General features: G+C 59.9%; 30 protein-coding genes. 9 read left to right on the plus strand and 21 right to left on the minus strand.

Going from position 1 to position 26768, the window contains the following annotated elements; all coding sequences use genetic code 11:
* Window positions 1–14: 14 nt before the first annotated feature.
* The gene (locus J5276_RS10130; RefSeq protein WP_162632941.1) at window positions 15–1403 is read right to left on the minus strand and encodes an MFS transporter; all 1389 of its coding nucleotides are present in this window, start codon (window positions 1401–1403) and stop codon (window positions 15–17) included.
* 175 nt (window positions 1404–1578) lie between these two features.
* Here J5276_RS10130 and J5276_RS10135 point away from each other — a divergent pair, with 175 nt between their 5' ends.
* The gene (locus J5276_RS10135; protein ID WP_003512073.1) at window positions 1579–1827 is read left to right on the plus strand and encodes a hypothetical protein; all 249 of its coding nucleotides are present in this window, start codon (window positions 1579–1581) and stop codon (window positions 1825–1827) included.
* 28 nt (window positions 1828–1855) lie between these two features.
* On the opposite strand, the gene cueR is transcribed toward J5276_RS10135, so the two are convergent.
* From cueR to J5276_RS10155, 4 genes are all read right to left on the minus strand, one after another.
* Window positions 1856–2281 carry a Cu(I)-responsive transcriptional regulator gene (gene cueR / locus J5276_RS10140; RefSeq protein WP_003512071.1) on the minus strand — a complete coding sequence of 142 codons (426 nt, stop codon included), beginning with the start codon at window positions 2279–2281 and terminating at the stop codon, window positions 1856–1858.
* Window positions 2282–2420: 139 nt separating this feature from the next.
* Entirely contained in the window at window positions 2421–3029 is a 609-nt protein-coding gene (locus J5276_RS10145; protein ID WP_019564093.1) for a class I SAM-dependent methyltransferase, read from the minus strand.
* A gap of 34 nt (window positions 3030–3063) precedes the next feature.
* The gene (gene blaOXA / locus J5276_RS10150) at window positions 3064–3885 is read right to left on the minus strand and encodes a class D beta-lactamase (RefSeq protein ID WP_019564094.1); all 822 of its coding nucleotides are present in this window, start codon (window positions 3883–3885) and stop codon (window positions 3064–3066) included.
* A 150-nt stretch (window positions 3886–4035) separates the two neighbouring features.
* Window positions 4036–4515 (minus strand): YcgN family cysteine cluster protein, encoded by a 480-nt coding sequence (locus tag J5276_RS10155; protein WP_019564095.1) that lies wholly within the window; start codon window positions 4513–4515, stop codon window positions 4036–4038.
* A gap of 255 nt (window positions 4516–4770) precedes the next feature.
* Between J5276_RS10155 and J5276_RS10160 the strand changes: the two genes are divergently transcribed.
* Both J5276_RS10160 and J5276_RS10165 read left to right on the plus strand, forming a co-directional pair.
* A complete protein-coding gene (locus J5276_RS10160) occupies window positions 4771–6966 on the plus strand; it encodes a transglycosylase domain-containing protein (protein WP_013635720.1) in 2196 nt (731 codons plus the stop codon).
* Window positions 6967–7147: 181 nt separating this feature from the next.
* Window positions 7148–7606: a VOC family protein gene (locus J5276_RS10165; protein ID WP_112155256.1), complete on the plus strand. Its 459-nt coding sequence runs from the start codon at window positions 7148–7150 to the stop codon at window positions 7604–7606.
* Between the two features lie 6 nt (window positions 7607–7612).
* Here the strand turns inward: J5276_RS10165 and J5276_RS10170 are convergent, their stop codons facing one another.
* On the minus strand, window positions 7613–8512 hold the full coding sequence (locus tag J5276_RS10170; RefSeq protein WP_112155255.1) for a LysR family transcriptional regulator ArgP: 900 nt from the start codon (window positions 8510–8512) through the stop codon (window positions 7613–7615).
* Between the two features lie 296 nt (window positions 8513–8808).
* Here J5276_RS10170 and J5276_RS10175 point away from each other — a divergent pair, with 296 nt between their 5' ends.
* Window positions 8809–9417 carry a LysE/ArgO family amino acid transporter gene (locus J5276_RS10175; RefSeq protein WP_003512058.1) on the plus strand — a complete coding sequence of 203 codons (609 nt, stop codon included), beginning with the start codon at window positions 8809–8811 and terminating at the stop codon, window positions 9415–9417.
* Here J5276_RS10175 and J5276_RS10180 read toward each other — a convergent pair.
* The gene (locus J5276_RS10180; protein WP_112178763.1) at window positions 9414–10802 is read right to left on the minus strand and encodes a M20 family metallopeptidase; all 1389 of its coding nucleotides are present in this window, start codon (window positions 10800–10802) and stop codon (window positions 9414–9416) included. The two genes, J5276_RS10175 and J5276_RS10180, sit on opposite strands and share 4 nt — an antisense overlap.
* 108 nt (window positions 10803–10910) lie before the next feature.
* Between J5276_RS10180 and J5276_RS10185 the strand changes: the two genes are divergently transcribed.
* Both J5276_RS10185 and J5276_RS10190 read left to right on the plus strand, forming a co-directional pair.
* Window positions 10911–11498 carry a DUF1214 domain-containing protein gene (locus J5276_RS10185; protein ID WP_003512054.1) on the plus strand — a complete coding sequence of 196 codons (588 nt, stop codon included), beginning with the start codon at window positions 10911–10913 and terminating at the stop codon, window positions 11496–11498.
* Window positions 11491–12039 (plus strand): DUF1254 domain-containing protein, encoded by a 549-nt coding sequence (locus J5276_RS10190; protein WP_112155253.1) that lies wholly within the window; start codon window positions 11491–11493, stop codon window positions 12037–12039. The genes J5276_RS10185 and J5276_RS10190 overlap by 8 nt, the downstream gene beginning before the upstream one ends.
* A 20-nt stretch (window positions 12040–12059) precedes the next feature.
* Here the strand turns inward: J5276_RS10190 and J5276_RS10195 are convergent, their stop codons facing one another.
* A complete protein-coding gene (locus J5276_RS10195; RefSeq protein ID WP_112155252.1) occupies window positions 12060–12248 on the minus strand; it encodes a hypothetical protein in 189 nt (62 codons plus the stop codon).
* A 555-nt stretch (window positions 12249–12803) separates the two neighbouring features.
* Between J5276_RS10195 and J5276_RS10200 the strand changes: the two genes are divergently transcribed.
* A complete protein-coding gene (locus J5276_RS10200) occupies window positions 12804–13712 on the plus strand; it encodes a DUF2336 domain-containing protein (RefSeq protein WP_003512047.1) in 909 nt (302 codons plus the stop codon).
* A 58-nt stretch (window positions 13713–13770) separates the two neighbouring features.
* On the opposite strand, the gene J5276_RS10205 is transcribed toward J5276_RS10200, so the two are convergent.
* The 3 genes from J5276_RS10205 to J5276_RS10215 all read right to left on the minus strand — a co-directional run bounded on the left by J5276_RS10205 (window position 13771) and on the right by J5276_RS10215 (window position 16661).
* Window positions 13771–14124, minus strand: coding sequence for a DUF1491 family protein (locus J5276_RS10205; RefSeq protein WP_003512046.1), 354 nt, complete (start codon window positions 14122–14124; stop codon window positions 13771–13773).
* Between the two features lie 112 nt (window positions 14125–14236).
* On the minus strand, window positions 14237–15160 hold the full coding sequence (locus tag J5276_RS10210; protein WP_162632932.1) for a peptidoglycan-binding domain-containing protein: 924 nt from the start codon (window positions 15158–15160) through the stop codon (window positions 14237–14239).
* Complete coding sequence (locus J5276_RS10215; protein WP_003512044.1) at window positions 15132–16661, minus strand: HAMP domain-containing sensor histidine kinase; 1530 nt, start codon at window positions 16659–16661, stop codon at window positions 15132–15134. Before J5276_RS10215 ends, J5276_RS10210 begins: the two co-directional genes overlap by 29 nt.
* A gap of 485 nt (window positions 16662–17146) precedes the next feature.
* Between J5276_RS10215 and J5276_RS10220 the strand changes: the two genes are divergently transcribed.
* Both J5276_RS10220 and J5276_RS10225 read left to right on the plus strand, forming a co-directional pair.
* Window positions 17147–17572, plus strand: coding sequence for a DUF5330 domain-containing protein (locus J5276_RS10220; protein ID WP_025592804.1), 426 nt, complete (start codon window positions 17147–17149; stop codon window positions 17570–17572).
* 195 nt (window positions 17573–17767) lie between these two features.
* The gene (locus J5276_RS10225) at window positions 17768–18184 is read left to right on the plus strand and encodes a SufE family protein (RefSeq protein WP_025592801.1); all 417 of its coding nucleotides are present in this window, start codon (window positions 17768–17770) and stop codon (window positions 18182–18184) included.
* Window positions 18185–18188: 4 nt separating this feature from the next.
* Here J5276_RS10225 and J5276_RS10230 read toward each other — a convergent pair whose 3' ends face one another.
* The 10 genes from J5276_RS10230 to J5276_RS10275 form a co-directional block, all read right to left on the minus strand.
* Entirely contained in the window at window positions 18189–19046 is an 858-nt protein-coding gene (locus J5276_RS10230; RefSeq protein WP_112155250.1) for a DUF6456 domain-containing protein, read from the minus strand.
* A complete protein-coding gene (locus J5276_RS10235) occupies window positions 19039–19461 on the minus strand; it encodes a helix-turn-helix domain-containing protein (protein WP_065688118.1) in 423 nt (140 codons plus the stop codon). The genes J5276_RS10230 and J5276_RS10235 overlap by 8 nt, the downstream gene beginning before the upstream one ends.
* Before the next feature lie 390 nt (window positions 19462–19851).
* Complete coding sequence (ros, locus tag J5276_RS10240; protein ID WP_003512037.1) at window positions 19852–20280, minus strand: MucR family transcriptional regulator Ros; 429 nt, start codon at window positions 20278–20280, stop codon at window positions 19852–19854.
* 431 nt (window positions 20281–20711) lie between these two features.
* On the minus strand, window positions 20712–21044 hold the full coding sequence (gene mnhG / locus J5276_RS10245) for a monovalent cation/H(+) antiporter subunit G (protein WP_112155249.1): 333 nt from the start codon (window positions 21042–21044) through the stop codon (window positions 20712–20714).
* Window positions 21041–21427 (minus strand): cation:proton antiporter, encoded by a 387-nt coding sequence (locus tag J5276_RS10250; RefSeq protein WP_112155248.1) that lies wholly within the window; start codon window positions 21425–21427, stop codon window positions 21041–21043. Before J5276_RS10250 ends, mnhG begins: the two co-directional genes overlap by 4 nt.
* Window positions 21424–21903: a Na+/H+ antiporter subunit E gene (locus J5276_RS10255; protein ID WP_003512024.1), complete on the minus strand. Its 480-nt coding sequence runs from the start codon at window positions 21901–21903 to the stop codon at window positions 21424–21426. Before J5276_RS10255 ends, J5276_RS10250 begins: the two co-directional genes overlap by 4 nt.
* Window positions 21900–23477 carry a Na+/H+ antiporter subunit D gene (locus J5276_RS10260; protein WP_174011298.1) on the minus strand — a complete coding sequence of 526 codons (1578 nt, stop codon included), beginning with the start codon at window positions 23475–23477 and terminating at the stop codon, window positions 21900–21902. Before J5276_RS10260 ends, J5276_RS10255 begins: the two co-directional genes overlap by 4 nt.
* Before the next feature lie 20 nt (window positions 23478–23497).
* Window positions 23498–23875, minus strand: a complete 378-nt coding sequence (locus J5276_RS10265) for a Na+/H+ antiporter subunit C (protein ID WP_003509263.1) — start codon at window positions 23873–23875, stop codon at window positions 23498–23500.
* Window positions 23875–24294 carry a Na(+)/H(+) antiporter subunit B gene (locus J5276_RS10270; RefSeq protein ID WP_111789377.1) on the minus strand — a complete coding sequence of 140 codons (420 nt, stop codon included), beginning with the start codon at window positions 24292–24294 and terminating at the stop codon, window positions 23875–23877. Before J5276_RS10270 ends, J5276_RS10265 begins: the two co-directional genes overlap by 1 nt.
* Window positions 24291–26660 (minus strand): putative monovalent cation/H+ antiporter subunit A, encoded by a 2370-nt coding sequence (locus J5276_RS10275; protein WP_112155246.1) that lies wholly within the window; start codon window positions 26658–26660, stop codon window positions 24291–24293. Before J5276_RS10275 ends, J5276_RS10270 begins: the two co-directional genes overlap by 4 nt.
* Between the last annotated feature and the right edge of the window lie 108 nt (window positions 26661–26768).

Raw genomic sequence — 26768 nt, forward strand, 5'->3', positions numbered from 1 at the left:
ACGCCGCAGAGGCGTCAGCGCTGTCCGCTTCGCAAGCCGCGGGTTGTCAGGATCGCCAGAAGCGAGACGATGACACCCAGCCCATAGAGATAGAGCATCGGCATCGTCACATCCGCACGATCGATCTGCAGAACGAGATCGCTCGCGGCAGCGACGGTGCCGCTTGCGCCCGCACCGGCCGCGGCACCCAGCGTCGCGACCGTAGGCAGCAGCGCGCCCGTCATCTTGCGTTCCTCTTCCGGCGCGGCTTCCATGGCTGCCTGGCTGATGCCTGCCCAGGACATGCCGAAAGCTGAACCGATCAATATCTGCCCGATCAGCATTTCCGGCCAGTTCCCCGTCGCCAGCCCAAGCCCGAGCAGCGCACAGCCCGGCACCATCTGGTAGGGTCCGTAATGCAGGCAAAGCTGCCGCAGGCGGCCCGAACGCAGGCTGCCGATCAGCATTGCCACGAAGCTCCAGGCAAGCGGCATCGTCACGACGATAAAACCGGCGAAGGTCGGCTCATGGTGCCAGAGATTGATGGCGACATAAGCGAGATAGACGCTGCCGAGTGCATGGGCATAGGACATCAGGAACAGCACCCAGAAACCGCTGCCAAGTACCGTTTTCAACCGGAAGGAATCCCTGGGGAACAGGCCGGTGGAAGGCCGGATGCCCGCCTTCAGCGACGCCCACAACAGTGCCGCACCAACCAGCAGCGACATGATGCGCAGACCGGCATCCTCAAAGGCGGAGGGTGCGGAGAAAGCCAATGCGCCAACGAGGCAAAGCAGCAGCGGCACCATCGGCTTGCGCGAGGTCGCGACCGACCGTTCCGCCGAGACCGCAATCGCCGTATAGGCCAGCAGCAGCACGATCAGCGGCGCAGACAACAGGAATGTGGCGCGCCAGGAGATGTGCTCCGTGGCAAACCCGCCGGTGAGCGGCCCGACGAAGGACGCCACCGCCCAGATGGCCGCCTCGATGGCAAAGACCTTCGGCAGTAGAGCCGAGCGAAAGCCGGCAGGTATGAGGCTGTAACACACCGCCACGATCAGGCCATCGGCAAGTCCCTGCAACGCCCGGCCGATGACGACCCATAAAAAGCTGTCGGCGAGTGCCGACATGACGGAGCCGAAGGAAAAGATAAGGCAGCACAGGAATAGAACGCTGCGTGCGCCAAAACGCTCGCGAAACAGAACGGCGATGACACCGCCTGCCACGGAACCGACGAAATAGAGGCTGTAGGCCCAGCTATAGAAGGCCGCGCCGCCAATCTCGCGCACCGCGACCGGCAGGGCCGTGACTACTGCAAACTGGTTGAAGGCATGCAGGCCGATACCGGAGGAAATGACGGTCAGAAGCGAGAGGTTCGCCCCACCAAGCAATTCCGACCAGCTATTTTTCTCCGTCATTTCCATACTCGTCAAAGCCGTATCCTTTCCATTCTTGCGATACGGCGGGCAAACTAGAACCTCAAGCACCATTGAGGTCAAGGCGCCTTTTCACCTATTCCGCTCGAGCGAACTTGCAGGCATCAGGAACCCTCTGCCTCCCCGGTCGTTTGCGCAATGACCAGACAGAAAGGATACCACCATGGACCGCAAGAAAATCACACCTCTCAACGAAGACGCCATGGACGAGGAACTGCTCGATCTCGATATCGACGCCCTTCCGGCAAAGGGAGAAATTCCGCAGTCCATCGAACATGAAATCGAGGAAGAAGAGGCCGAGAGCGAGGACGACCCTTATCAGGAAAGCGACGAGGCCCTTCCCGATGACGCGGAAGAGCGCGTGATCGACCGCAATCCCTCGCGCGAAGGCGGTGCGTTCGACGAGGTTTAGGGACTGGCGGCGGGGCGGGATGCGGCCGTCAGTGGGCCTTCGCAGGCTTGTGGGCGGCCTTTTCGACGCCTGCCGCTAGATCATCGAGGATCGGGCAATCCGGCCGGTGGTCGCCGCCGCAGCAATGGGCAAGGTGGGACAGCGTCTTCACCATGCCCTTCATCTCGGCAATCTTCTGCTCGAGATCGGCGATATGGCCGAGCGCAATGTCCTTCACCGCCGAACTCTCGCGGCTCTTGTCCTGCCAGAGTTTCAGGAGCGTTTCGGTCTCCTCCAGCGAGAAGCCAAGCGTGCGCGCCCGCTTGATAAAGCGGAGATTATGCACGTCCTGCTCGCCATAGACCCGGTAGTTGTTGCCGGTGCGGGCGGCGGGGGTGATGAGGCCGATCTGTTCGTAATAACGGATCATCTTGGCGGAAACGCCGGATGCATCCGAAGCCTGTCCGATATTCATAATGCCACTTCCCTCGGGGCGACTTTCGCCAGTTTATGGCTACTATGTAAGGATTCCCATCATGGGAAGGTCAAGGGATAAGGACATTTTTTATCGCACGCACAATCGTGAGTGCCTGGCAGGGCTCTGAATTCGATGGTTACGCCGCCACACGTCTGGCGAGATAAATCGTCGCCCCACCGCAATCGGGATCGTTGACGATGTGGTCGAGAAGTCGAAACCCGTGCGCGGCAAGCAGGCTTTCATATTCTTCGCGAGCGAGGCTGGCATGGTAAAGCGGCTTTCCCTGAAGGGTCCCCGTCGCTTCCCCGTGTCCCGGCCCGGCCGTGAACATCAGTGCGGCGCCGTCATTGGCGTGCTGCCGGAAAATACCGAACATGCGGCGCTGATCGTCGGCCTTCAGATGGAAAAAACTATGCCAGGCAATCAACCCGTCGAAGCGGCAACTCAACACGAGTTCACGCATATCGGCGACCACCCAGCGCTTTTCCGGAAATCTGGTGCGGCAAATTTCTATCAGGGGATATGACGTATCGATGCCGGTCACGTCATATCCGTTGCCGATGAAGTAGCCGGCGATCGGCTCGCCTGAACCGCAGCCGATATCGAGGATGGATCCGCCCTGCGGCAAAAGCGACGTGAACCGATCCAGCCAGGGTTTTTCGGCAAGGGAGCGACCGCGCAGCCTGTCGAAATCGGCCCCATGGTCGGTGTAGAGCTTGATCACATCGTTGGAGGCGTCCGCCATGTCCGCTTTTCCTTGGGGCTGGCCAGCCGTGTAATCATCTGTGCACCGCCAGCCGGGCAATATCGCGCAGGAAGGCGTCGCGAACTGCGGGGCCGAGCGGTTCACTCGACGGCTTGTCGGCAACGCGAAGCCTTGCGAAGACGATGTGCTGGCCTTCGCGCTCCGCCCAGCCAACGAACCAGCCGAAGGGGCGGCTTCGGTCGGGGTTGCCTTTTTCGTCGCGCATGAAGCCCGTGCCGGTCTTGCCGTGCACGCTCCAGCTCTCCGGCGCATCGAACACCGGCACGATCGCCCGCGTCTTTGCCTGCGCGTCGCGCGAAACCGGCAGATTTCCGGCCAGAAGGCGGCGGATGAAGCCCACCTGCTCGACCGGGGAAACGGTCAGGGAAGCGCCGAGCCAGGAATGGGTGAGACCGTTATTCTTGCCGGGCTCACCCGAGACATCGGCATTGCCGTAACCCAGACGTTTGACATAGGCGGCGAATTTTTCCGGGCCGAGGCGGCGGGTGAGTTCGCGCGAATACCACAGCACCGAATCCTGCTCCCATATGGTCGGATCAACCGTCTTGCGGTCTTGCGCGCGGGCTTCCGTGCCGGGTTTCCAGTCCCATGCGGGGGTCTTGTTATCCAGCAGGATGCCGGCGTCATAACCGATCAGAGCCAACGGCACCTTGAAGGTGGAGGCCGGCGCCACGCGCTGATCGCAGGCGCCCTGCTGGTTGATGACAGCGCCGGTCTCGATGGAGGTGACCAGCGTGCATTCAAAAGCCTGCGATTGCTGGGCGGAGGCGGAAAGCGGCAGAATACCCTGAAGGGCAATGCACGAAAGAACGATGGCGGGCAGCCGATAGCGCATGCGTTTTGATGTCCCTCGTCCGCATTCTGCGGATCATATGCCGGAATGGATGAACGGCGGCCCTTGTTTCAGGCATGCCGTTATTCCGAAACATGCCTTAAGAAAACGATGGGGCAGGAATAGGACCAACACGAAAATTGGCGACTTCCGTCAGCTATTCTCTTTTTCGCCCGCCGTCTCACCCACTGTGAGCGGCCAGTCCACCACATAATCCTCGAAATCGTCAACCTCCACATCCAGCTCGTTGACGGTGCGGCCGCGCGCGGAAATGCCGGCCTGATGCACCGTGTTCACGTCGCCGGAGACGAGATAGTGCCACCAGTACAGATCCTTGCCATCGCGCACCAGCGCGTAGGCGCAGGTGGGCGGCAGCCAGCCGATTTCGTGCACCTTTTTCAAATCCAGCTGGATACAGTCCGGCACGGTTGCGCGGCGGTTCTCATAGTCGGAGCACCGACAGCTTTCACCGTCAAGCAGCTGACAGCGGACCGACGTGAACACCACTTCGCCGGTGTCCCAATCTTCCAGCTTGTTCAGACAGCACAGGCCGCAGCCGTCGCACAGGCTTTCCCATTCCTGGCCACTCATCTCTTCCAGTGATTTGGTTTTCCAGAACGGCGCGTCATTCATCGTTAACATTTCCGTTCCATTTTGATCTCTTGGAGGGCAAGGTTTAACCGATCCCTAATCCTTAATATCGTATCGCCAAGGGCTGGTTTGTACGATATTTTAGCATTTTGGCGAGTGGCAATGGGTCATTGACCCGCGAGAGGCCGCCGCGTCAAGCAATTCCAGCAGAACCATGTCATGGTTTTGCGTCCGGAATTGGATGAAGCGCAGAAACATCGACAATCCGCGTTGCGTTGAACAGGAAAACATCGCCAGGTGCAGGAAGAAAAAGACGATAAAAACGGTCGCAAAAAGCGGCACATCCTGCTGAGAATCGATAGCTTTATCGACTCCGGCCTGTGGACGGCTGCGGCAAGGCTGGTGGATTTCTGGGAAGACGTCACCATTGCCTCGCGCAAACTGCATGTGCGCGGCTGGAAGAAGCTTCTCGTCAACCTGACCTGCGACGCGCTGACCTTCGGAACGGCCGGCTGTGTCGTGCTTCTGGCGCTTGCCATGCCCGCCTTTGAGGAGACCAAGAAGGACTGGCGTTATCGCGGTGATTTTGCCGTGACCTTCCTTGACCGTTACGGCAACACCATCGGCCATCGCGGCATCATCCATGAGGATTCCGTCCCGATCGACCAGATGCCGGATCATTTCATCAAGGCGGTTCTGGCCACCGAAGACAGGCGTTTCTTCGACCATTTCGGCATCGATTTCATTGGCCTTGCACGCGCCATGAGCGAGAATGCCCGCGCCGGCGGCGTGGTGCAGGGCGGCTCGACGCTGACGCAGCAGCTTGCCAAGAACCTGTTCCTTACCAATGAGCGCTCGCTTGAGCGCAAGATCAAGGAAGCCTTCCTCGCGCTGTGGCTCGAGGCCAACATGTCGAAGAAGGAAATCCTCAGCCTTTATCTCGACCGCGCCTATATGGGCGGCGGCACGTTCGGGGCAGCAGCGGCGGCGCAATTTTACTTCGGCAAGAACCTGACCGATGTCACGCTTGCCGAATCCGCCATCCTCGCCGGCCTGTTCAAGGCGCCGGCCAAATACGCACCGCATGTCAACCTGCCCGCCGCACGTGCGCGCGCCAACACCGTGCTTTCCAACCTGGTGCAGAGCGGGCTGATGACCGAGGGTCAGGTGATCGGCGCGCGGCGCAATCCGGCCACCGTCATTGACCGCGCCGATGTGAAGGCCCCGGATTACTTCCTCGACTGGGCGTTTGACGAGGTACAGCGACTGGCGGCGCAGGGCAGGTTCAAGGACCATACCGTCGTCGTGCGCACCACCATCGATACCGGGCTGCAACAGGCAGCCGAGCAGGCGATGGAAATGGAGCTGCGCGAGTATGGCGAGGGCTACCGCGTCAAGCAGGGCGCGATGGTGATGATCGAAAACGGCGGCGCGTTGCGCGCCATGGTCGGCGGGCGTGACTACGGCGAAAGCCAGTTCAACCGCGCGACGGCGGCGCTGCGCCAGCCGGGATCCTCCTTCAAGGTCTATACCTACTCGGCCGCCATGGAAAAGGGCATGAAGCCGGAGACGCTGATTTCCGACGCGCCTGTGACCTGGCGCGGCTGGTCGCCGCAGAATTATGGCCGCTCCTACGCCGGCAAGGTGACGTTGCAGGTGGCGCTTGCCAAATCCTACAACACCGTGCCGGTGCGTCTCGCCAAAGACGTGCTCGGCACGCAGGTGATCGTCGACACCGCCAAGGCGATGGGCGTCGCCACGCCGCTGCGCAGCGACAAGACCATTCCGCTCGGCACATCGGAACTGACGGTTCTCGATCAGGCTACGGCCTATGCTGTGTTCCCGGCCGATGGCATGCAATCGCGCCGCCACGGCATCGAGCAGGTGCTGGATTACGAGGGCAAGGTTCTCTACGATTTCGGCCGTGACGAGGAACCCGCCAAGCGGGTGCTTTCCGAAGAGGCCAATTCGAAGATGAACCAGATGCTTGTCACCATTCCCGTGATGGGAACGGCCCGGCGCGGCGCGCTTGAAAACGGCATCGTTTCCGGCGGCAAGACCGGCACGTCGCAGGCTTACCGCGACGCCTGGTATGTGGGCTTCACCGGCAATTACACCACGGCGGTCTGGTTCGGAAACGACGATTTCACGCCGATGAACAACATGACCGGCGGCGCGCTTCCCGCCATGACCTTCAAGCGGCTTATGGACTACGCCCATCAAGGCATGGAGCTGCGCCCCATTCCCGGCATCCAGAACCCGCTGCCGACAGGCGCGCGCCCGCAGCCTTCGGCCCAGGTCGCTGCCGCATCCGCCACCGCTGCACCCGCCATGCCGGCACTCACCCGCCCACGCTCGCTCTCAGCCGAAGCAACCCGCGTCATCCGTTCCATCGCCAAGAAGATGAAGGAAGCTGCGCCTTTGACCGTCACGACGCAAAAGGTTGCGGATGCGTCGTTGCGGGATGGCCCGGGGGATGCGGCCCGGCGGTGACGGCTTGGCAACCTTGGCTCATAATGCTGAAGGCGTTTTTCCCTCCAGATTGCTGCCTGCACTCGGCTTTAGAAAAATCCATATTTGGTGCTTGACCTCAATCATGGTTGAGGTTGCACAGTCCGGTTGCAAGAAAGCGAATGCCCGAAAGGCGCAGCGCTAAGGCAATTGAGGACAGGAAATGGTGAAAGTAAAAGCATTGTTCGAGACGCATTTGACGGTTTCGAACCTGGAACGCTCGGTTGAGTTTTATCGTAATGTTGTCGGTCTGGAGCTGGCACAACGATTCCCTGAACGGAATGTGGCGTTCTTCTGGACCGGCGAACGTGGGCATTCGATGCTTGGCCTATGGTCCATCCAGTCCGCACCCATCAATATGAGACTGCACATCGCCTTCAGCGTCGATTTTGATCAGCTTCTCGCCGCACCGGAATATCTACGCCGGAACGGCGTAACGCCGCTCGGTTTTGACGGCGAAAAGGAGATCGACGAGCCCGTCGTCTTTCCATGGATGCCGGCAGCCAGCGTCTATTTCAAGGATCCCGACGGCCACTCGCTGGAATATATCGCGTTTCTTGGCGGCGAAGCAAAACCGCAGATTCCGCGCGTGTTGAACTGGAGCGAATGGCAGACTATTTGATCTGCCTCAGGAAAGAAGCGCCGCCCGTGCTGTTTCCACCACATGGGCGGTGAGCGTGCCGAGGCGTTCAGCGGCGAGCCGATTGACCTGCCAGTAGAGCGGGATATCGAGCGGTGTGCCGGGAACGACTTCCACAAGCCGCCCCGCCTCAAGGTGCTCTCCCACCAGCTGCACCGGGTTGAGGCCCCAGCCCATGCCGGCAAGACTTGCCTTCACGAAACCGTCGGTCGAGGGCAGCCAGTGGGTGGGATAGGATATATCCTCACCCAGCGCTTTTTTGATCCAGCTGGCCTGCAGCCTGTCCTTCTGGTTAAAGGTGAGCCCCGGCGCGCGGGCAAGCGCGGCAGGCGTGACGCCATCGGAGAAATGGCGCGCCATGAAAGCCGGGCTGGCGGTGGCGTGATATCTGAGCACACCGAGAGCCAAGACCCGGCAGCCCTGCACAGGCTTGGCATGGGCGGTGACGGCTGCGAGCACCCTGCCCCCGCGCAGCCATTCCACCGTATGGTCCTGATCGTCCACCGCGATGTTGACGAGATAGTCGCTGCCACCGGTGAATTTCGAAACCGCGTCGAGAAACCATGTGCCGAGACTATCGGCATTGGTGGCAATGTTGAGTGTGACACGCTCTGCCGCCGCGCCCGCTTCCGAAAGAACCGGAAGCTGCCGGAACAGTTCGGTTTCCAGCATGCCGACATGGTCCATGTGCCGGCAGAGCCACTCGCCCTTTTCCGTCGCCACGCAAGGATTACCGCGCACGATCAGCACCACGCCGAGGCGCTCCTCCAGCTGCTTGATACGCTGGGAAACGGCCGAGGGCGTGACACACAGCACCTGTGCCGCCTTCTCAAAGCTGCCAGTCTGGGCCACGAGCGCTACGGCGCGCATGGAAGGATAGTCCAGCATCAAAGGCCTCCTTGTAAAGATTGATATGGGCGTGGTTGGCGGGAAGCGTCCGGGCAGTAGCAGTAGCACTCTCCTCTTCCCTCATTCCTGTCCTTGTCACAGGAATGAGGGTCAGGCGAGGTGCCGGCACATGAAATCGCCCTGTCGCATCGTTTTTGCCCGTCATTAGTTCTACTTACTTGAACTGAGTTTGTTTAATTTGATTAAACCATGTGAGGGAAATATCAAAGCATTCGGTCTGGAAGCGGTGGCATCATCCATCCGCACAGGCAGAGACAAAAGGCAGCAGCCAGCACATGGACATTCAGATCTTCTTCACCGGCCTGACGATGGGTCTCAGCCTCATCGTTGCCATCGGCGCGCAGAATGCTTTCGTTCTAAAGCAGGGGCTGGCGCGCTCCCATGTCTTTGCCGTCTGTGCCACCTGCGCGATTTCCGATGCGCTGCTGATCACCGTCGGCGTCTTCGGTTTTCAGCGGATAAGCGCCGTCATGCCGGCACTCGATCCCATCATGCGGTATGCCGGTGCGGCGTTTCTCATCTGGTATGGCGCGAAAAGCCTACATTCGGCCCTGCGTTCGTCGGAGGTGCTTTCGGTGGCGGAAAGGCGGGAGGCGAGCCTGTGGCAGACGCTTGCCATTTGCCTGGCGCTGACCTTTCTCAACCCGCATGTCTATCTCGATACCGTCGTGTTGCTCGGCACCATCTCCACGCAATTTCCCGGCTTTGAAAAAACCTTCGCGGCGGGAGCCGCCACCGGCTCCCTGCTGTTCTTCTTTTCGCTGGGTTACGGCGCGCGCTGGCTGCGCCCGATCTTCGAAAAGCCGTCCGCCTGGCGCATCCTCGAAGGGGTTATCGCCTTCACCATGTGGGCCATCGCCTTCAAGCTGGTCATGGGCGCTTAAAGCGGAGGGGTATCTCCCTCCCCGAGGTCCCAGTAAAGCCCGGCCATGATGGCAAGCGCCTCGCGGGCAATCTCTTTCGGCAGATGTTCGTTCGGCGCATGCTGCGAGCAGCCGGGATAAGAATGCGGTACCCAGATGGTGCGCAGTTTCAGTATTTCGGCAAAGATATCGTTGGGCAGCGAGCCACCCAGATTGGGAAGAAGTGCCGGTTTCTTGCCCGTCGTGCGGGCCATGGAACTCAGAGTGAAGCCGACCCATGGGTCCTGCGGATCGAGCCGCGTGGCGCGGAAAATCTCGTCGCCGGCGGATACGATCCGCACCATGCTGAACCCCTGCCGGTCGAGATGGCGGCGTATGGCGGGCAGCACGGCTTCCGGATCGATGCCGACAACGAAGCGCAATTGCAGCCGCGCCCATGCCCGTGGCGGAATGGCATTGACCGGCGCGCGCGGATTGCCGGTCTCGAAGGCCAGCACCTCCAGCGCACACCAGCCGAACACACGCTCGGCGGTGGAAAGGCCGGGCTCGCCCCAGTCAGGATCGATTTTCGGACCATCCGCGCCGCCATCGATCTCGCAATCGGCAAGCGCGTCACGCACGGCCTGCGGCAGTTCTTCCGGCACCAGTTCGGGCACGCGGATCTGCCCGGATGGGCCAACGAGGCTTGCCATGGCATGCGCCAGCTGGACGCCGGGATTGGACAGCGCCCCGCCCCAATTGCCGGAATGATGGCCGCCTTCCCGCGCCTCGATCACCAGATCGAAGGTAATGCCGCCGCGCGCACCGAGAAAAACGGTCGGCCGCTCCGCATTCAGGCGCGGGCCGTCGGAGGCGATCAGAAGATCGGCTTTCAGCCGCTCGCTATAGTCCCGGCAAACTTCCCTCAAGCCGGGAGAACCCCTCTCCTCGCCCATCTCGATCAGATATTTGGCGTTGAACCCAAGTCTTCCACGCGTCTCCAGCACCGCTTTCAGCGCCGCCATGTTGACCGAATGCTGCCCCTTGTTGTCGGCGGTGCCGCGCCCGTACCACCTGCCATTGCGCTCGGACATCACGAAAGGCGAAAGGCCTTCTGCCCAGCCGTCATCAAGACCACGCACCACATCGCCGTGGCCATAACCCAGCACGGTCGGCAGATCTTCATCCTCGAAACGTTCGGCGATCAAAAACGGCAAATCCGCCGCCGGGTCGCGCAGGATCGTGCAGGAAAACCCCATGGCGGTGAAAGCGGGCAGCATTTCGCGCTCCAGATAGAGCGCCAGCTCGGCACCGCGCGCCTTATCCTGGCTTTCGGTGCGCAGCGAAACGCGCCGCGCCAAGTCCTGCTCGAACCTGCCATCGTCGAAAAAGCGGGTGGCGTGGTCGATGGCGGCTTGTCGCGACATGGTGGAATCCCTCTTCTGGTCATTTCCATCAAGACTAAACAAGGCGTACCATTTTCCAAACAGGGAATCAGTGATAGTCCTCGACCTGTTCAAAAACGGGAAAACAGCGTGTTTCGAGTTCCATTCCTTGTCGGCATCGCCCTATTGATCGCCTTTGGCGGCGGCATTGCCGCGACGCTGGCAGCACTTGAGGCGACATCCGGCTTCGGCTCGATCCGCATCGGCTCATGGGATGCCTTTCCGGAAGCGCAGACGATCGAGGCCGATCCCTACGCCAAGTCGCACCGCGCCGATGCCGGCAAGCTGCTTTATGGAACGGCCGAGGGGCTGGCCTTCACCGCCTCCGTCGACAGCGACGGCCAGCGCCTGACCGGCGAATGCCGTTACCAGCTGGCGGGCGCCGTGCCGCCCTCGCGGTTCTGGACGCTCTATACCGCCGACCAGCAGGGCAATGTTCTGGCGGAAGATGCCGGACGACCGTTTGCGCTCAATTCGCGGACGCTGCTGCGCAGCGCCGATGGCGGCATCGACATCACCATTGCACCCGATGCCCAGACCTATAACTGGCTGGCCGTGCCGCAGGGGCAGACATTCAAGCTGGTCATGACGCTGCTCGACACGCCGGTTGCCGGCAGTTCCGGCCTTATCGACATCGCCATGCCGCAAATCCGCAAGCTGGGGTGTGGCAATGCTTAGGACCCTGCTCGCCATCCTCACCGGCCTTGTCGCCGCCGCCGTGCTGCATGTCGTCATTCTTCTGGCGATACCGCATTTCAGCAATCGCGACGCCTATACCCGCGCCTTGGCGGACGGTAAGCCGCATCAGTTTCATCTTCTCGAAGAAACGACGGAGAAAAAGACACTGGGAAGCGGCGATCCCTTCATGCGGGTTGCCGTCTGCACCTTCAATATCGAGGAAAAGCCCGTCAGGCTGACGGCCATCGGCGCGGTGCCCTTCTGGTCGGTCGCGGTTTACGACAAGGCGTCGAACGAGGTGTTCAGCATGAACGACCGCACGTCCGCAGGCGGGGTGATGGATATTCTGGTGGCGGATTCGGTGCAGATCGCGGCCATTCGCAAGGCGCAGCCGCCATCGCTCTCACAGGCCATTCTGGCGGAATCGGATCAGACGGAAGGGTATGTGGTGTTGCGGACCATGGTGCCGCAGCCGAGCTTCGGGGAAGAAGCGGAACGGTTCCTGAACGAAGCGAAATGCCAGCCGACACCCTGGAAATAGCGCCGGTCAACCAAGCGTAATCAGGATTTGAAGACGGTTTCCGGTGCGGGCTTGCGCTTGCGCGCATCCTTGCCAGCCGGTTCCGTATCGCGTTTTTCATAACGCACGCCGGTAAACAGCACGACCTTTGCCGGGCCCATAACCTTGCCGGACATTCCGGCCGGGCGCAGGTTTCGTCGGGCTTCGGCGATTGGAATAATAACTGCCATGCTCGTCTCCTCTTCGGGAGTCAATGTTGCCCATGGGAACCGCGCAAGCCTCGTCTTGCGTCGGGAATTTCATCACCATCACATTGCGCATAATCCAGCCCACAGGCTGGTTTTCGCACGACCCAAAAATCGATGGCGATTTTGCAAGGTGTCGTGCGCATATCAAGGCTTCGGCATGCCATTTTCGAAATTATTCTATCAATCAGAATAACATGGAATCCTAATACTGCCCATGAAATTAGAAACAGACAGAGGTTAATGATCCGTTAACCCTAATCGCCGGGCGCCAACTTATCCTTCATAAAGCTGCACCCGTTGAAAACAAAGGCGAGACGGCAAGGTTCCATGACGTTTTGTCCGTCACGAAGGTTTTAAAATTTCCTTGTTGATAAACGCACAATAACGCTTGCCACCCCCCATAGTTAACAGGGTGTCAACGGATTTGCTCTAATTTGAACCGATATTGTGTTTGCGTTTTTGTTGGGTAGTGCGTTGACCGACCGGTTTCGAGAACTTGAGAGGCCAAGAGCCGTGAGGAAGAAAGATGTGGTGCTAATGGCCACTGTCACGAATTTTGAGACTGTTCCCCATCCGTCAAAAACGGACCTTCGGCAGTTTGCCGAGCTTTTCATGCCGCTTTTCAACGCTTCCACCGAAGAGGCCAAGCGGGAAGCCATTGCAGCGCTTTCCCAGCATCCAAACGTGCCTTCGGCGGTTGCCTTCTTCATCGCCTGCCAGCCGATTTCCATTGCCGCCCCCTTCCTGATTTCGTCGAAGTGCCTTGATGACGACACGCTGATCACCATTGCCCGCACGCAAGGGGCCGCCCATGCGCGCGCCATCGTGCGGCGCGAGGACCTGTCGCCGACCGTCATCGACGCGCTTGTCGGCCTGCGGCACATGGAAGACCTGAAGCGACCCGATGACGCGACGCCTCCCGCCATGCCGGAGCCCGCCATTGCGCAGCCGGCAGACGCGCAGATCAAATCCACCGCCGTGGAAGAGGAAATGCGCCAGCGCATCAAACGGATGGCGCATCAGCTCAGCCGCCCGGAAAGCGACGTTCTTGGCCTGCGCCGCCTGAGTGACGTGCAGGAAGCGCTGCTCGTGCGGTTCGCGCGCGAGCGTGATGCGCGGCAGTTTGCGGTGACGCTGGCGGATTCGCTGTCGTCCAGCTACTGGCTGTCGGAGCGCATCATGCTCGACATATCAGGCACGCAGCTCGCCACCACCCTCATCGGGCTTGGCATGGAATTTTCCGAAGCCGCCTTCATATTGCAATGCTTCTATCCGCATCTTGCCGCCGCCGAAGGCGATATGAGCCGCGCCGAGGCCATGCTCGACCGCCTCGAAATCATTGAATGCGAAGAGCGGGTGGAAAGCTGGCGGCGCGCCGACAGCTACACCCACGGCCGCGAACGACCGAACCACAGCGCACCTGTCATTCACAGAACGGGGACGTGAGGGTTAAGGCGGCCACCCCTCGCCCGGAGCAATTCCGGGCGCAAAGCTGCTGCACGCTTTAAATCTTCGGTTGGTCCACCAGCGTCAGGAGAGTGCCGATCTCGTCCGTTTCGATCTCGACGACCCATAGATCGCTGTCGAAGCGCCGCTCCCTTTCGAGAAGAGCAGCACTTTCCTCCCCCTCCACACCAGCAAGACGCGTCTCGAAACGGCGTTCGGCCCGGACTTCCTCGTCCTCGGCAAAACTCTGCGGCGCGGGTCCATAGAGGTTTTCGCGGCCATCACGAAGGCGCTGGCGGATGAAGATCGCACCGGCCTCTTCCGCACCCTTCTTTTCGACAGCGGCAAAGCCACCAGCGGAAAACACGCGGCGGATAAGGGCTGATACGAAGATTTCGGATTTGAGGCGCATTGGGGTGCTTTCGATGGAGGCGCCAGGCCGCTGCCTGTCCGTGTTGTTACGCTCTCTTCTTTCCTCGTTCCTGCGCTTGTCACAAGAATGGAGAGAGTTGAGACCCAGTCCCCTAAAGCGCCCCGATCGATTTCAGCTTCTTCAGCACGGCTTCGCTCGGTTCACCGGTCTCCGGCAGGCGGTAGTGTTTTTCGAAATGGCGGATGGCGTTGCGGGTCTGCTCGCCGGCCACACCGTCCACCTTCACATCGGCATAGGCGATATTGATCAGTCCCTGCTGGATCTTTGCAATCAGATCGCGGCTCACCGGCTTTGAAGCGGCGGCAGCGCTGTTCAAGGAGACCGGTTCGGCCTTGGGACGAGGCGCTTCAGCCTTGCGGATTGCGGCCGCGACCGGGTCGATCTCAACGCCGCCGCCGGTGTTGGCGTCGGAAGGCCGATCCTTCGGGATTGCGGCGACGGTTGCGCCGTCGATCCTGAGCGCCGCCAGCACCCGTGTCGTCGGTTCGCCGGTCTGTTCCATGCCGAGTGTTTCTTCGAAGAACATGATGGCGGCAGCCGTGCGCGGTCCCATCTTGCCGTCCGCCTCGCCTTCGTAAAGCCCGCGTTTTTTAAGTTCGGCCTGAATATCGGCAACGATCTGCTGCGGCTTCTGGGTTTCCGCCGCAACCGATGTCGCAGGCGTCGCCGTTGCGGCCGCCGGTTGCTGTGCCGTTTCGGTTTCGCTGGGGCGTTCTATGCGGAAGGTCGTAACATGGCCCTGCGTGCCGAGCGGCTCTGCCGCGCGATAACCGGCAATGCCGTTCGGGTTTGCCGCATCGCGGGTACGCAGAAAAGGAGACGGATGAACGCCCGGCTGGTACCAGAGCGCGTTTGCGGCGACAAAACCGAAAACGACCACGAAGGCGCCTGAGCCGCCCACCAGTTTCGGACGGCGCAGGAGTTCGCGCCCGATGGCCGAAACCACCAAGGAAACAATCCCGGCGCCAATCTGGGCCGTTGTTTTCTTAGGCGATTTTCGCTTTCGCGGGGCCATCGTCACCATCCTTCTTCATAATCGCGGCCATTTCGCCGAGCCGTTTGATGCGCGGCGGAAACTCCACCATGCATTCGGTTTCAGCGTTTTCGCCACCTGCCATGCCGGAACCGTCGGCAGGCAACATGATCGTTACGACCGTTCCCGCGCCGGGCTGGCTGGTGATGGCGAAAGTGCCGCCATGCAGTGCTACCAGACCCTTGACCAGGGACAATCCCAGACCCGTGCCCTCATAGCGACGGGTATATTCATTCTGGACCTGCATGAAAGGCTGGCCCAAGAGTTCAATCTTGTCGGATGCGATGCCGATGCCGGTATCGCTGACCGTCAGTTTCAGCATCCTGCCTTCACGCGCAGCATCGATCGACACTACACCGCCGGCATCGGTGAACTTGATGGCGTTACCGGCCAGATTAATGAGAACCTGGCGGATGGCGCGCTGGTCGGCGGAGATTTCGCCGATACCGCGCTGGATGCGGCTGGTCAATGTCAGACCTTTTTCCTTCGCCTGCAAGCCGAGCATGGCCTCGCAGGACGAGATGGTTTCGCCGATCGGGAAGCTTTCCATCATTAGCTCGTAACGGCCCGCTTCCAGCTTGCTCATATCCAGCATGGTGTTGACCACCGACAGGAGATGCGCGCCGGACTGGCGGATCAAGCCGACATATTCCCGCTGGCGGTCGTTTTCCAGCCGGCCGAAATATTCGCCCGCCAGAATGTCGGAAAAGCCGAGGACGGCGTTGAGCGGGGTGCGCAGCTCGTGGCTGACGGCAGCGAGGAACCGCGACTTGGCGTCGTTGGCCGATTCCGCCTCCGCCGCCTTGCGGGCGACATCGCGGCGCAGAAGCTCCATCTCGGTAACGTCGGAGAGCTGGGCGACGACGCGGCGCAGCCTGCCGGCCGCATTGCGGATCGCCGTCATTTCCATACGCGCGTGAATGAACTGCGCCTGGCGCGATTTCGCACCGGTTTCGAACCGCAGTTCCACGCTGGACTTTTCCTCGCCCTGCCGCAGAAGGTCGAAAGCCTGCATCAGCTCGATGCGATCAGAAACATAGACATATTCGGCAAAGACATGGCCCTTGCAGGCCTGAAGATCGGCTGGAAACGTTTCAAGGTCGCGGCCAGAGACGCGCTCGACGAGGCCGTTTTCATTGATGGTGAGTACGAGGCCGGGCACCTGCGATGCCGCAACGAGGTCATCGTCGCCGGCTTGAGCGGACAGGGACGCTGCGCCACGGGCAGGACGCGAAAAGGCGATCAACAGGGCGGCTGCGGCCAGATAGAGCGCCAGCACCAGAGCGGCGCCGATGGGCAGCGCGATGGCGGGGCTGAAGACGAGGCTGAACAGGGCGGGAACGACCAGAAAGCCGACGGCGCTGAAGGCAAACAGGCGGCGCAGGCGCGCAACGGTGCCGGCGCGCCTTTCGGCGTCCTCCTCCATACGCGCAAGCCATCTGCCTGCGGCATGGTCGACCAATGCGACCGCTTTTTTTCTCATATTACGCAATACCAAACCTGAATCCCTGAGACGGATCTAACGGCTCCGACAATAGAAGCCCGCGACTTAAGGAATGGATAAAAAGAACGGCACCAAACAGCCGCGAAATGCGCCGCAGTCCCATTACGGAGCATTTCAACCAAGCTTTGCCAATCATGGTTAATGACGGGTAAGCGACGGATTTCGCTTTATTTTTGCCATCGCGTTAACCTTTGTGGCAGCACGGGTGACCACTTTTGCCCGGAACAGACGGCATCTGTCGCAATTATGCTTAACATGGACTGTTAAAATGCGACGGAATTGCTGGAGCCGGTCCCGATGCGAGGAGAATAGATACAATTTGAATTAAATTGCGCGGCTTTTTGCAATTGGCTGTTCGCCGGTCGCCTGTAGCTTCTCTCCAAGCCCGAAAAACGGGACAAAGGCCGATGACCCAAAAAGGGCGGGGCTTCAAAACAAAGATCATCTGGCAGGGTAGTCTGACAATGTGGTTTCTGATCAAAGGAACATTCTGGTTTTCGCTGGTGCTGGTCGCGCTGTCCTATTTCGGTAGCAGCAACGATCCGACCAAGGAACCTTCGGCATTCGATATTCCCAGCGCCGTTTCGGCAGCCGGTGAGGCCTATCGTTATGTCAGCGCCATCTGCATCGAAAAACCCGACGTCTGCGTCAAGGGCGCCGAAACCTTCCACGCGCTCGGTGAACGGGCAAAGGAAGGCGCCAAGGTCGCCTATGAATTGCTCGACGCGCAGCTTGCATCCGGTGATAAAACGGCACCCGCAGCCGAACTCGCCAGCGAGAGCGAAAAACTGGCCGCAGCACCGGCGATCAGCGTCGAATTCCCTGGGAATGCCGACATGCTGAAGACCGGCACCATCATTCCCCTCCCGCAGAAGCGCCCTACCCCCTGATATTTCGCGCCGCCGCTTGACGCCGCGCCGCCCCTCCTCTGCAGCCGGATATGTCCGCCTGCGTGACTGCCTGCCAAACTTGCCCACGGAAACCTGTTTCCGTGGGCTTTTTCATGGTCCGCATGGTTCAAAACCGTCCGCACTTGCCCTATATCGTAGCAAAGCATGGCAATAACGAACGGTACGGCGCGCAACATGGCCTCTCTCGATACGATCCTTGACGATTTCGCCTTCCTCGACGACTGGGAGGATCGCTATCGTTACGTCATCGAACTCGGCAAGGCGCTTCCCGACCTTGCGGAAGACAAGCGCACGCCTGAGAACAAGGTGCAGGGCTGCGCAAGCCAGGTCTGGCTCGTCAGCCACAGCGATGGTGCTGAAGATCCTCTCATGACCTTCGAGGGCGATTCCGATGCGCATATCGTGCGCGGCCTCGTCGCCATCGTTCTTGCCGTCTATTCCGGTAAAAAAGCTTCCGAAATCGCCGGTCTGGACGCCATTGAGGTGTTCGACAAGATCGGGCTGGTGGAACATTTGTCCTCGCAGCGCGCCAATGGCCTGCGTTCCATGGTCAAACGTATCCGCGAGGAAGCGAGACTTCTGACCGCCTGAGCCTTCATTCTGTTGCCATCGTTGGCGCCATCGGCGGGCGATAATCTTCGTCGCCCCAATGGTGGCTTGTCCTTCTGCTGCGTTGCGCTTGCGGCGCATAATGCCGGGCAAGCGATAGCAGAGCGGCCCGCAGCAGCAGTTTTGCCGAACGCGCCGGCCATTGCCGCTCGCGCTCCACGGCCTCCAGCCCCTTTTCAAAGCAGCAGATATCGATGGCGACATCTGAAAGTTCAGGCCCCATAGCATCGGCTGCACGGGAAAACCGCGTCCGGGCGGAGATCGCCGCATCGGTAAGATCGAGCTTGCCACCCGCCTCCCCCTTCGTGCGGCTTGCAATTTTCGGTTCCCAAGTTGCCGTCACCTTTGGGCTCAATTGCGCGCGGTGAAAATCGGCGGCGAGGCGTTCGCCAGCCTGCAAGGCGTCGCTGGGGAAGAATGCCGTGCCATCCTTTTCCTTCAGCCGTGAAAGGCCTGTCAGTGGCGAGCTATTGAGGTTGCGCCGGGCCGGCTGCCTGTCCTTGCCGACATCCAGAACCACCGTCTGCAAATCCCAGTGCTGTTCCTGAAAAATCTCGTCGCGATCCCTGGCTATAGCGCGCTTCAAATAGGAGGCGAGCGGCGGCGCGGCGGAGAACGTGTTTTCGCGTCTTTCGATCAGCCCCGAAGAGAGGGCGAGCTGCACCGTGGCGGACGGAAACCGCAACGCCGGACGCCCTGTCCTGCCGTTCCCGGCCTCCGGTCGCTGCAATACCATATCGCCGCGATCCTCCGATATCTCAGCCGTGCCCGCAGCAATGCAGCGCAGGAGCCGCAACAGGACAGGATCGGGAAGTATCGATGGAGCGCTTTTTGTCTCACTCATCCCGAACACCTTTCATCACGTTGAAAATGCTGCCGGAAAGCCGCTCCAGTGTGGCGACGAACTCGTCAAAGGCGGGTTCGTCGCGACGATCCTCAACCACCTGGCAGGCATGGCCGACTGTCGTTCTGTCCCTGCCGAAACAGGGGCCGATATCCGACATGGGAATACCGAGCTGCACATGGCACACATACATGGCGATCTGGCGGATATGGCATTCGGTGCGCCGCCTGTCCCGGCGCGCAGCCACACGATCGCCGGTCAATTGCACCATTTCACCGGCCAGTTGCCGGACCAGCCGGCAAATCCGGGAAATCTCATCCCGCCCGGCAGAAGGCGGAAAACGGCGGAAATTGCTATCGGCAACCTGCACACAGGGCCGAAAGGGGGCAGGCAAAGACGATATGTCCGAAGGCATATGCAACTCCTTTACGAATAGGAATTAATTCATACACCTGAGGATGGACGCGGGGAAGGGCAAATTTGGCGTCGAAAAACACGCGATTGATTTCGCTCTGTTTTTGAATAAAGGTGACGCCTAGACAAGGATTTTTTTCCTCTGTCGAAATTGCGCGCGGCAATAAAAAAGCCGGTCTAAGGACCAGCCGGATATAACACTAGGTGCAAGATGAGTATGGAGCGGGCATGCGCACCCTGCCGCCATCTCCTGCTAAGGGAAAAGGTCACGGCGGCGAGTTAAGGGGCAAGGCCAGCAATATGCTGCCAAGGTCCCCTTTATCCGGCGCTTCGGGCCATCTTTCCCCGGACGGGGAGAAAATACAGCCGCGACACAATCCGTCTTAGAAAATCAACGGTTCGCCTTGCGGCGCTGACCGAGACCCATTTCCTTGGCGAGCCGCGAACGGGCTTCGGCATAGGCGGGAGCAACCATCGGATAATCGACCGGCAGATCCCATTTTTCGCGATATTCTTCCGGCGTCATGCTGTGATGCGTCGTCAGGTGGCGTTTGAGCGACTTGAACGAGCCACCACATTCCAAACAGACGATATGATCGTCCTGAACCGACTTGCGAACCGACACAGCAGGCTTCTGCTTTTCAACATTGACCGCCACCGATGCCGGTGCCGATGTTCCGCTGAGTGCCGTATGAACATCCGAAATAAGGCCGGGAAGCTCAGTTACCGGAACGACGTGGTTGCTAACATAGGCAGCCACAATATCCGCCGTCAGTTCGACCAGCAGATCCTGGGCGTTACCGTATGCAGTTTCCGTCATTTAAGTATCTCCTGTTATTTATCTCCAGACACGGATGAACGCCGCATCGAGCGATGTGAAGTTACCCGGTGCCCCTCCTTCGCCCTGTTGAAACCAACGTGAAATCTACCCCTAGATTTCAAGCGAAACCGGAAACGAATTGATCCGAGATTCAACTTGTAGCCCGCGACATGGCCAACAAAGGTCTGATCAACCATAGATTAGACATTAATAAAATGCCTATGCCGACCATGAAGAGGCTAGATGCAAATCGCAATAAGCAATTTTACACTTAATTTGGATAGCATCAAAACAGCAAAAGTCAAATTCCTATTATGATTTTTTCAGTTCAAAACAGTCTAATTGGAATACAAAAAATCACGGGTAATAAAATACTATGCCAAGTAGTAATGCAAAACGAAGACCCCCCATTATTAGGGGGTAATTCAACTTCAAATTTTCTTTAGGTCATCAACTACCGATTTATCAGCAAGTGGATAACCTGCCTTGTGTGCAGCCATTGCAAGAAGATGTGCGGAGACCGGTGCTGTCAGAACAAAGAAAAAGAAACCGGCAAGTGCCCGTGCCAGCGTCGATATTTCCGTGGAATGAATGCCGACAGCCAGCAGCAACAGGCCTGAGCCCACCGTTCCCGCCTTGGAAGCCGCATGCATGCGGGTGTAGACATCCGGCAGGCGATTAAGCCCGATTGCCGCAATCAGCGAGAAGGCGCCACCTGAGACCGTCAGTGCCGCAACCAGAATAGCCACGATCCAGCCCATCATCGACCGCCCCTTCTTTTTCCACGCCTGGATACTTGTTTTTCAGGCTTTTCAACAACTTCCGATGCCCGCTCACCGTCGAGAACAGCCTTTGTCCTGCGCCTGTCATCTGCACCGCGCGACAGGACGAAGCGGGCAAAAGCCACCGTTGCGAGAAAACCCACCAGTCCGAGCGCAATGGCGATATCGACATAAAGATCGACGCCGGTGCGGATGGCGATAACCGCAATGAAGCCGATGGCGATACCGACCAGCATGTCGAGCGCGACGATTCGGTCCGGCAAGGTCGGACCGACGACGACGCGATATACTGTCAGCAAAAAGGCAGCGGACAGTACAACCGTGGCAAGTACAGTTGCAAATGAAACTATGAGTTCCGGCGTCATCCCTGAAACGCCTCCATGATCTTTTTTTCGAAGCCGTTTCGGATGTCATTCTTTGCGGCTTCGATATTGCTGCAATCGATCGCGTGGACGTAGAGCGTTGTTTTATCCTCGGAAACATCGACCGAAAGTGTGCCGGGGGTCAGCGTGATGAGATTGGCAAGCAGCGTGATCTCGAAATCCGTCGTCAGCCTGAGCGGATAGGCGAAGATACCGGGCTGCACATCGAGCTTCGGCCGCGTCACCATCACCGCCACCTTCCAGGCCGATAGCGCCAGCTCCTTGAAGAACAGCATAAGCAGCGACAGCACGCGGACCGGACGCAGCCGATGACGGCCGCCCTTGGGGATCTGGTGACGGATAAGGCCCAGAGCCAGCGCCGAGACGATGAGGCCGAAGAGAATGTTCGCCGGCGTGACGCTGCCACTTACGGCGAGCCATACGCCAACGAAGAGCAGTAACAGGATGTAGCGGCTCATAGTCTGCTCCCCTCGGAAAACACCGACTGGATATAGGCTTCGGGGTTGCCAAGCCCCGCAGCCGCCTGCTGGCTGAGATTGAGCAGGCTTTCCGGAAACAGACCGAAGAATACCACCAGCAATGTCAGCCCGACCAGCGGGACGAAAGAAGGGGCCGCCAGAGGCGACGCAGGCAGCGACGGCGCCTGGCCGGTTGAGCCCACTGCCGGGCGCCAGAAACATAAGAGGAAGACCCGCCCGAAGGCGATGGTGGCGATGAAGCCGGACAGGAGAAGGGCTGCGGCAAGCCACCAGGCGCCGATATCGATCGCCGATTTGACGAGAACCACCTTCGGCCAGAAGCCGGAAAACGGCGGCAGGCCGGAACCGGCGAAAAACAAGGCGAGCGCGAGGCCCGAAAACCACGGCGCCTGCCGATAAAGGCCACCGAGCGAAGTCAGGGCGAAACTGCCGCCAAGGCGGGCGGCGTGGCCGGCGGCGAGATAAAGCGCCGTCATCAGCACCATGGAGTGCAGCGCGTAAAAGATCGCGCCGGCAACGCCGGAGGGCGTGCCGATGGCGATGCCCGCCATCATGTAACCGATGCCCGATATGACGATGTAACCGAGCATGCGGCGGATATCGTTCTGTGCCAGCGCACCCATGGCGCCGAGCACCATTGTCAGCGCCGCAGAGATGGCGATGACAATACTCAGCTCCTCCCGCTCGACCGGAAACAACATGACCATGACGCGCAGCAGCGCGTAGATGCCGACCTTGGTAAGCAGGCCGCCGAACAGGGCGGAAACGACGATGCGCGGCGTGTGATAGGAGGCGGGCAGCCAGAAATTCACCGGAAAGGCCGCCGCCTTCATGGCGAAGGCGAGAGCAAACAGGCTGGCAAGCGTCATCAGCGGAGCCGTGCCGCGCAGCTGCGTCGCCTTCAGCGCGATATCGGCCATATTGAGCGTGCCGAAGATGGCATAGAGATAACCGACCGTGATCAGGAACAGCGTCGTACCGATGAGGTTGAGGATGGCGTATTTCAGCGCGCCATCGATCTGCTCGCGCGTGGAGCCCAGCACGATGAGGCCGAAGGACGAGATCAGCAGCACCTCGAACCAGACATAGAGGTTGAAGAGGTCGCCGGTCAGGAACGCACCGGTGACACCCGCCATCAACAACATCAGGAATGGATAAAAACCGTATCGCCTGCCGCTGGCGTCGATATCGGCGCTGGCATGGATGGCACCGGCCAGCGCCACGATGGCGGCGGCGAGCGACAGCAGCGTGCCGGTCAGATCAGCCGTAAAGGCAATGCCGAAGGGTGGCAGCCAGCGGCCCATCACCATGGTGAACGGCCCTTGGGTCACGACCTTCCACAGAAGCGCAGCATCGAGCAATACCAGCAGAGCAAGTGCCGTGATTGCGATGGGCGCCTGCAGACGCATGGTGTGCCGCAGCATCATCAGCACCGCACCTGCGCCGATTGAGAGCGCGACGGGAAGGATGATCAGCCAGTCGGATAGCGGCACGGGTGCCGTGACAAGCGCTGCGGAAAGATCTGATATTGCAGAGGTGGTGGATGAAGCCATGTGTCTGTGCCCCGCCCCGCTCAATAACCGAGCGGCGGCAAAGGCTCGCCTGCCGGTTCTGCGGTGCGCATTTCGTCGGTGTCGTCGGTCTGCAATTCCTGGAACGCGCGCCAGGTCAGCACCAGCAGGAAACAGAAGAAGGAAAAGGAAATGACGATTGCCGTGAGGATAAGCGCCTGCGGCAGCGGATTGGCGGCGCCCGCCGGCAGCGTGTCCATGCCGGGCGGAATGATCGGCGGCACTTCGCGCGTCAGCCTTCCCGCCGTGAACAGCAGGAGGTTGACTGCGTTGCCGAGAATGGCGATGCCGAGCAGCATGCGGATGCTGTGACGCGAGAGCATGAGATAGATCGCCACCGAAAAAAAGATGCCGACGAGAATGGAGAAAACAGCTTCCATCAGTCGCTATCCCTTTCTTCCAGAGCCAGCGCAATGGAGGTGATGGCACCGACCACGACGAGATAAACGCCGATATCGAAGGACATGACGGTGGAGAGTGGCACTTCCACACCGAGCAGGCTCGGATAGACCCACAGCCCGGTCATGAAGGGCACGCCGGATGCAATCGAGACGAGACCAGACAACATCGCCAACAGCAGCCCCGCGCCGGCAATGGACAGCGGATGGTACACGATGGCGCGCCGGACTGCGGCCACACCATAAGCGATGCCGTAGATCGCCAGCGCCGAGACCGCGATCAACCCGCCGATGAAACCGCCGCCCGGCTCGTTATGGCCGCGCAGCAATACAAAGATGGAAAACAGCACCATGAGGCTGGTGACTACGGGGGCGACGGTGCGCAGGATAAGCGTGTTCAAGCCCGCGCTCCCTTCTTCTTCGCTATTTTTGCTGGTCCCTTGATGGCAGCAGCCGGGCGGATGCGGATGAGCGCGAGAATGGCCAGGCCTGTTATCATCACCACCGCAATCTCGCCCAGCGTATCCGTGCCGCGGAAATCGACGATGATGACGTTCACCACATTCGCCCCGTGGGCGATGACCTTGGAATAGGTGTTGTAGAAATCGGTGAGGCGATTATCGAACGACGCTTCCGTCGCCCGCATCAGGAACAGGGCAAAGCCGGTTCCGCAGGCAATGGCGATGGTGCTGTCCAGAAGCTTCTGGCCAGGGCCGCGGTGGTCTGACGGCGACAGGCGAAGCCTTGTCATCACCAGCGTCAGAATGACCACGGAGAGGGTTTCGACCATGAATTGCGTAAACGACAGATCGGGCGCGCCGAACAGCAGGAAGATGACCGCCACCGCAAACCCCTGAATGCCGAGCGCGATGATGGCCGTAAGCCGGCTGGACGCCGTGAGCACAGCGACAAGGCCCGCAACCGCAATGGCAATGAAGGTCAGCTCATGGATTTTCATGTCGTGCGGCCACGCCGGCATGGACGGCATTTCGCCATAGAGAAACAGCGGCGCAAGCAGCACGACGGCAATGACGGCGAAAGTGGCGGTGACGTAAAATTCCAGCCTGCCGGGCTGGATAAGCCTGACAACATGGAACGAGATTTTGACCAGCGTTTCGATGAAAACATCGAAGCCCTTGTCCGGCCCTGCACCCAGCGCCTTGAAGGTGCGCACCATCAGGCCGCGAACGGCGGAAAGCTGCATATAGAGGAGGATGCCGAGCGCGATCGTCAGCAGCGACAGGCCGAGCGGCACGCCGACATGGGGAATGAGCGAGATTTCCACCGGGCGCGCCTCACCCGCGATCGCGCTTGCCATCGGCGTCGAAATGTAAAAATGCGAAAGGCCAGCGAAGAGAGCGATGGTCAGCCCTTTTATCGCCAGCAGCGCCGGGCCGAGCCACAGCAGCAGTGGTCCCTCATGCGCGTGTTTCGGGGTTTTCACGGGCTTGCCGAGGAAAGGTTTCAGCGCCACGGCAAAAGCGACGGCAAACATCAGCGCATTGCCGAGAATGGCGATGCCGGTGAACAGCACGGCACGCGGATTGCCATGCGCCAGCGCATAATAAATCTCTTCCTTGGCGAGAAAGCCGAAGAAGGGCGGCAGGCCGGCCATGGAGATGGCCGCGGCAAGTGCTGCCGCAAAGGTGATCGGCATGGCTTTTCGCAAGCCGCCGAGCTTCGTCACATCGCGGGTTCCGGTCTCGTGGTCGATGATGCCGGCAACCATGAACAGTGCGCCCTTGAAAAGCGAATGCGCCACCAGATAAAGCACAGCCGCCTCGATAGCGTGGTCAGAGCCGAAGCCGGTCAGCATCACCAGCAGACCGAGCGAGGACATGGTGGTATAGGCCAGCATCAGCTTCAGGTCGGTCTGGCGCACGGCCAGCAGCGCGCCGGTCAGCATGGTCAACCCGCCGAAGAACGGCAGCAGGATCTGCCAGGCAGCGGTATCGCCGAGAACGGGGTTGAGGCGCATCAGAAGATAGACGCCGGCCTTCACCATGGTTGCCGAGTGCAGATAGGCCGAAACCGGTGTCGGTGCCTCCATCGCGTTGGGCAGCCAGAAATGGAACGGAAACTGCGCCGATTTGGTGAACGCGCCGCCGAGAACCAGCAGTAGCGCAGCCAGATAGAACGGGCTGTCGCGCAATATATCGCCGCCACGCACCAGCATGGACAATTGCGTCATGCCGCTCATGTCCCAGATGAAGATCAACCCGGCGAGCAGCAGCAGACCGCCGCCGCCCGTTACCACCAGCGCCTGTAAGGCGGCTCGGCGTGCGGCCGGGCGCGCATGGTCGAATCCGATCAGCAGGAACGAGGTTATCGAGGTCAGTTCCCAGTAAACGAACAGCATCAACAGGCTGTCCGAAACCACGACGCCCAGCATCGCGCCCATGAACAGAAGCAGGAAAGACAGGAAGCGGCCCTGCTGCGGATGCCCCTTCATGTAACCGCCGGCATAAAGCACGATCAGCAGACCGATACCGGTGATCAGAAGTGCAAAGGTCAGCGACAGGCCGTCAATGAACCACGAAAAGCTGAGGTTGAAACTTGGAACCCAGACGTAACCGCCCGTGACCACGCCGCCAGCCGCCACCTGCGGCAGCATCAGTGCGAAGTGGACAAAAGCCAGCGCGGGAGCGATCGCCAATATCCAGACGGCATTGTGACCTAATCTTTTCACCAGCATCGGTGCGGCAAGCGCTGCCAGAAACGGCAAAAACAGCGACAGGAATGTCAGCTGCGTGACATCTGATGTCATTCACATCTCCCAGGGCTTCCCCTACCCCTGTACGCCCATGAATGGCGTTCTTTTCAAATCGTATTTTTCAGTTAAGGCATAGACACCGCCATCTCAACCCAAATCGAC

Source organism: Agrobacterium sp. S7/73 (genome assembly GCF_019355535.1).
Taxonomy (GTDB): domain Bacteria; phylum Pseudomonadota; class Alphaproteobacteria; order Rhizobiales; family Rhizobiaceae; genus Agrobacterium; species Agrobacterium tumefaciens.

What these genes read in the sequence shown, in the direction of transcription:
- J5276_RS10130 (WP_162632941.1), bottom strand. Translation starts at nt 1,403, where the DNA reads ATGGAAATGACGGAGAAAAATAGCTGGTCGGAATTGCTTGGTGGGGCG.
- J5276_RS10135 (WP_003512073.1), top strand. Translation starts at nt 1,579, where the DNA reads ATGGACCGCAAGAAAATCACACCTCTCAACGAAGACGCCATGGACGAG.
- cueR (WP_003512071.1), bottom strand. Translation starts at nt 2,281, where the DNA reads ATGAATATCGGACAGGCTTCGGATGCATCCGGCGTTTCCGCCAAGATG.
- J5276_RS10145 (WP_019564093.1), bottom strand. Translation starts at nt 3,029, where the DNA reads ATGGCGGACGCCTCCAACGATGTGATCAAGCTCTACACCGACCATGGG.
- blaOXA (WP_019564094.1), bottom strand. Translation starts at nt 3,885, where the DNA reads ATGCGCTATCGGCTGCCCGCCATCGTTCTTTCGTGCATTGCCCTTCAG.
- J5276_RS10155 (WP_019564095.1), bottom strand. Translation starts at nt 4,515, where the DNA reads ATGAATGACGCGCCGTTCTGGAAAACCAAATCACTGGAAGAGATGAGT.
- J5276_RS10165 (WP_112155256.1), top strand. Translation starts at nt 7,148, where the DNA reads ATGGTGAAAGTAAAAGCATTGTTCGAGACGCATTTGACGGTTTCGAAC.
- J5276_RS10170 (WP_112155255.1), bottom strand. Translation starts at nt 8,512, where the DNA reads ATGCTGGACTATCCTTCCATGCGCGCCGTAGCGCTCGTGGCCCAGACT.
- J5276_RS10175 (WP_003512058.1), top strand. Translation starts at nt 8,809, where the DNA reads ATGGACATTCAGATCTTCTTCACCGGCCTGACGATGGGTCTCAGCCTC.
- J5276_RS10180 (WP_112178763.1), bottom strand. Translation starts at nt 10,802, where the DNA reads ATGTCGCGACAAGCCGCCATCGACCACGCCACCCGCTTTTTCGACGAT.
- J5276_RS10190 (WP_112155253.1), top strand. Translation starts at nt 11,491, where the DNA reads ATGCTTAGGACCCTGCTCGCCATCCTCACCGGCCTTGTCGCCGCCGCC.
- J5276_RS10195 (WP_112155252.1), bottom strand. Translation starts at nt 12,248, where the DNA reads ATGGCAGTTATTATTCCAATCGCCGAAGCCCGACGAAACCTGCGCCCG.
- J5276_RS10200 (WP_003512047.1), top strand. Translation starts at nt 12,804, where the DNA reads ATGGCCACTGTCACGAATTTTGAGACTGTTCCCCATCCGTCAAAAACG.
- J5276_RS10205 (WP_003512046.1), bottom strand. Translation starts at nt 14,124, where the DNA reads ATGCGCCTCAAATCCGAAATCTTCGTATCAGCCCTTATCCGCCGCGTG.
- J5276_RS10210 (WP_162632932.1), bottom strand. Translation starts at nt 15,160, where the DNA reads ATGGCCCCGCGAAAGCGAAAATCGCCTAAGAAAACAACGGCCCAGATT.
- J5276_RS10215 (WP_003512044.1), bottom strand. Translation starts at nt 16,661, where the DNA reads ATGAGAAAAAAAGCGGTCGCATTGGTCGACCATGCCGCAGGCAGATGG.
- J5276_RS10220 (WP_025592804.1), top strand. Translation starts at nt 17,147, where the DNA reads ATGTGGTTTCTGATCAAAGGAACATTCTGGTTTTCGCTGGTGCTGGTC.
- J5276_RS10225 (WP_025592801.1), top strand. Translation starts at nt 17,768, where the DNA reads ATGGCCTCTCTCGATACGATCCTTGACGATTTCGCCTTCCTCGACGAC.
- J5276_RS10230 (WP_112155250.1), bottom strand. Translation starts at nt 19,046, where the DNA reads ATGAGTGAGACAAAAAGCGCTCCATCGATACTTCCCGATCCTGTCCTG.
- J5276_RS10235 (WP_065688118.1), bottom strand. Translation starts at nt 19,461, where the DNA reads ATGCCTTCGGACATATCGTCTTTGCCTGCCCCCTTTCGGCCCTGTGTG.
- ros (WP_003512037.1), bottom strand. Translation starts at nt 20,280, where the DNA reads ATGACGGAAACTGCATACGGTAACGCCCAGGATCTGCTGGTCGAACTG.
- mnhG (WP_112155249.1), bottom strand. Translation starts at nt 21,044, where the DNA reads ATGATGGGCTGGATCGTGGCTATTCTGGTTGCGGCACTGACGGTCTCA.
- J5276_RS10250 (WP_112155248.1), bottom strand. Translation starts at nt 21,427, where the DNA reads ATGACGCCGGAACTCATAGTTTCATTTGCAACTGTACTTGCCACGGTT.
- J5276_RS10255 (WP_003512024.1), bottom strand. Translation starts at nt 21,903, where the DNA reads ATGAGCCGCTACATCCTGTTACTGCTCTTCGTTGGCGTATGGCTCGCC.
- J5276_RS10260 (WP_174011298.1), bottom strand. Translation starts at nt 23,477, where the DNA reads ATGGCTTCATCCACCACCTCTGCAATATCAGATCTTTCCGCAGCGCTT.
- J5276_RS10265 (WP_003509263.1), bottom strand. Translation starts at nt 23,875, where the DNA reads ATGGAAGCTGTTTTCTCCATTCTCGTCGGCATCTTTTTTTCGGTGGCG.
- J5276_RS10275 (WP_112155246.1), bottom strand. Translation starts at nt 26,660, where the DNA reads ATGACATCAGATGTCACGCAGCTGACATTCCTGTCGCTGTTTTTGCCG.